Source organism: Campylobacter sp. BCW_4332 (genome assembly GCF_001763175.1).
GTDB classification, from domain to species: Bacteria; Campylobacterota; Campylobacteria; order Campylobacterales; family Campylobacteraceae; genus Campylobacter_D; species Campylobacter_D jejuni.
In genome coordinates, this window is record NZ_MJYF01000026.1 from 1 (window position 1) to 1339 (window position 1339).

General features: G+C 29.8%; 1 protein-coding gene. It reads right to left on the bottom strand.

The window, feature by feature from the left end:
* Positions 1-6: 6 nt before the first annotated feature.
* On the bottom strand, positions 7-1290 hold the full coding sequence (locus tag AJN64_RS02435) for a Cj0814 family flagellar-dependent secreted protein (protein ID WP_070292621.1): 1284 nt from the start codon (positions 1288-1290) through the stop codon (positions 7-9).
* Between the last annotated feature and the right edge of the window lie 49 nt (positions 1291-1339).

The following is a 1339-nucleotide window of genomic DNA, read 5'->3' on the forward strand; positions in this document are numbered from 1 at the left end:
TACTTCCTAAACCCTAGTTTGTCCTATAAGATTATTTAATCTATCCATTATATTATTTACAAAAGAATTTATACTTTCACTGCTTGCTTTCCAACCATTAGCTTTTGCTTGATTAAACTGATTATCAAACAAAGCTCCACCATAACCTATGCTTGCATTTTGCCAAGCAACTCCTTTTTCCATTGCATAAATACCTGCATCAAGCCAACCATCTTGTGCATAGCCTTTTAATAAACTTGCAAAATCTACCTTGCCTGTCATAATGTCATCTAAGGAAACGCTAAAAGAAGGATTTGCTTTCATTTCTAGCTCAAGTTTTGCTTCACGAACTTTTGCTTCAGGACTCAAAACAACTTGATTTGAAGATGGAATAGGTGAATAAGACTTTAAAAAACTCATAAACAAAGCTTCTTTAGAATAACTTCCATCTTCATTTTGTGGATAAACTGACATATCAGGATTAAATCCGCCTTCATTTGAAGGTCCTCGCTCCATGCTTTGCGGAGAAAAGTCAAGTTTCATAAGGTTCATACCCAAATTCATAGTAGAATACTTAATCGCTTGTGCTTCGTGAAATTGTTCTGCGTTAAATATATGTGTTACAATATATTCTTTGTTTTGATTGCAACCATCATTTAGTCCTTTTGGTAATTGCTCTAAATCAGCTTCGCTAAAACTTGTTTTATCATTTGGAAATGCACTTATTACTTGATTAAAACTATTATAATGGGATTTAACAATAGAAGCCATATCAAAACTATCATAATAGTTTCCACTGGTTTCACTAGCCATATTATGTTGATTAAATCTCTCTATCTCATCCAAAGTAGATTTATGTATCTTAAAATCTTCAGGCAATCCTGCAGCTTTGTTAAAATCACTTCCCATATAACCATTAGCATCTACTCCATAACCATAAGCTAAAGATACAATATTGCTTGTATCTGCTTGTTTATATTTTAGAGTATAAATAGAGTTTTTAAATTCACTTGATATATCATAATTAGGAGAACTTGTTTTAGTAGTATTAATACTAAGATTAGTATTACTGCTATTTGATATATTAGCAGAATTTGAACTATTGTTTAATGCATTGTTATTGCTTAATATTTCACTTCTTGCTAGAGTTTGTGAATTTTTACTTTCTATATCACTTAACTTGCTGGCATTTTGTTTTAAAAAAGCATTAGCAAAACTTATTTTAGAATTTTCTTTACTTTCTTTATTAGCTTTACTTTGTGAAAGTATAGAATTATAATTTGAGCTATCATTGATACTAAAGATACTCATATTAATTCCTTAATTTAGATTTTTTTGCCTTCAATCTAAATATATTAAA